This window comes from Bacillus sp. JJ1474, from assembly GCF_036965225.1.
GTDB lineage: Bacteria > Bacillota > Bacilli > Bacillales > Cytobacillaceae > Cytobacillus.
On record NZ_JBALPC010000267.1, the window covers coordinates 2,080 to 4,311 of the forward strand.

The 2,232-nt window shown below is 35.4% G+C and carries 2 protein-coding genes; both read right to left on the minus strand.

Annotation, left to right across the window (positions count from 1 at the left end):
* Window positions 1-903 precede the first annotated feature (903 nt).
* Window positions 904-1,914, minus strand: coding sequence for a proline racemase family protein (locus V7164_RS24115; protein WP_335355478.1), 1,011 nt, complete (start codon window positions 1,912-1,914; stop codon window positions 904-906).
* Window positions 1,915-1,977: 63 nt separating this feature from the next.
* The gene (locus V7164_RS24120; protein WP_335355479.1) at window positions 1,978-2,205 is read right to left on the minus strand and encodes a TRAP transporter large permease subunit; all 228 of its coding nucleotides are present in this window, start codon (window positions 2,203-2,205) and stop codon (window positions 1,978-1,980) included.
* Between the last annotated feature and the right edge of the window lie 27 nt (window positions 2,206-2,232).

The following is a 2,232-nucleotide window of genomic DNA, read 5'->3' on the forward strand; positions in this document are numbered from 1 at the left end:
GAATTGAAATTCCTAGGATCGGCCCTAAACCAAAAGCAATAAACAACGTCCCTATTCCGACAGGGCCCCCTAACAACCAGCCTAAAAGAAATATGATTATTTCAATCCCATTTCGTACCCAGGGGATGCGCCAGCCCGTTTTTTCAACAATCAAAAGCATAAAATTATCTCTTGGTCCTGCTCCAAGGTCAGCAGAAACATATAAACCAATTCCATAACCTAAAAAAATTACACCGAATAAATACACTATTGATTGACCTATTAAACTATCAACTGTTGGAAGCAGCCAATTAAAAAAATCAATAAACAATCCAAGAAACACCATATTAAGAAGTGCTCCTATTTTTGGCCATTCCTTTTTAATTATGGAACTAATCAACAACAGTAAACATCCACTTATAATTGACCAAGATCCAATGGAGAGCCCCAATTTGAGAAATAACCCGTAATGAAAAACATCCCACGGTCCTATCCCTAATTGTTTCCCTTTAATAGTTAAAGAAATCCCAAAAGCCAAAATCATTAATCCAAAAACAAAAAAAGACCAGCGCAGAAACCATTCTCTTCTCATCATGACTGCTCCTTCATCTTATATAATGCTATATTAATATACCATAAGAATGTAGGAATAGGCACATTGGGTTGGATAAATGTCTCAGGATGGCTAGCAGCTAAAATTGGGAAAACCGCATTCACAGATTAGTTAGAAGCATGGATGAATTACTTAGTATACTTATCTGTTCTATTAACAATTGTATACGTAGAATAATCTCTTTTATGTAATTCAAAAGCCTCCTCAGTTGAAGTAACCTCAACCCATCCACCATCTCTTAACATTTCAAAAACGAAGAGACGATCTTAACTTGCTAGATCGCTCTTCGCTTAAACATTTCTAGTGATATATTAATCTACAATAAATCCGTGTTTAAATGGATCGTTTGGATCAATTAATATATTTTGGAATCCTGTAATAAAGGCTGATCCAGTTATTTCTGTAATAACTGCATCTTTATCGCCAAGCATTGTGCGTTCAGTAGCTTTTCCAATAAATTTACCACCAACAAATCCCTCACAAATTACTTCTTCATTTAAGTCTAGTTCATTTCTTCCAACCATTCTTGCGACCATAGCTGTTGTCCCAGTACCACCAGGTGATCTGTCAGCTTGCTGTTCACTAAACATATGAACATTCTTATAAGTAGCTTCCGGATAGAGCTGAGGCTTTCCGTAAAAAGTGACGATATCAATATAGTTAATATAAGGTTTAGTTGGATGTTGTACTTTTACCTGTTCATTTACATGCTGTTTAATAATTTTCGCCAGTGCTTTAAGTTTTGTTCCATTTGAAACATGGATTTCTTCATTTAACTGTTCAATATTAACCCATGCAAAATAGTTACCACCGAAACTAATATCAACTGTAATTTCACCAAGCTCTCCTGCATCTATTACAACGTCCCTTTGTTCAAGGAATCCTGGAACATTTGTAAAAGTCACTGACTCAACACGGCCATTTTCCACTTTTACTCGGGGGTAAACGAGGCCGGCAGGTGTTTCTAAAACAAGTTCAGTTACTGGACCTTTCACTTCAACTAATCCAGTTTCAACTATTGCAGTTGCTACCCCTATAGTTGCATGCCCACACATATTTAAAAAGTTTGTATTATCCATATAAATGACTCCAAAATCAACATCATCTCGAAGAGGAGGTAACAAAACTGCTCCAAACATATCACGATGGCCACGAGGCTCTTGAATGAGAGCGTTACGGAACCATTCATAATGTTCAGCCATATAGTCTCTTTGCTCTGCTACAGTATTTCCTTTAAGTTTTAATAATCCACCATTAATAATTCTTGTAGGCTCTCCAAAAGTATGAGTTTCAATAGTTTGTACAACATTTGTAAAATTCATTTTTTATATCTCCCTTATATTTAAATTTACTAGATTATTAATCTAGGAATATATAGCATTACATCAGGAATGAATATTATTCCTAATAAAGAAATAAATAAGACTAGGATAAATATTGTATTTACTTACCTTAAGCATACTTACCTTTGCTATAGCCGTTGTTATATTAACCTCACTTGCAATCGGCGGTTGTTGTTGGCCAATTGCCCAGACGATGATAACAACCATGGAAAATTGGAGAGGATCAATAGCTGTTGCTTTAGAGTACTCTAACCAAGTCCTTCCTAACACTCAAGGAAATACTACTTTCAGTTAAAT

What these genes read in the sequence shown, in the direction of transcription:
- V7164_RS24115 (WP_335355478.1), bottom strand. Translation starts at nt 1,914, where the DNA reads ATGAATTTTACAAATGTTGTACAAACTATTGAAACTCATACTTTTGGA.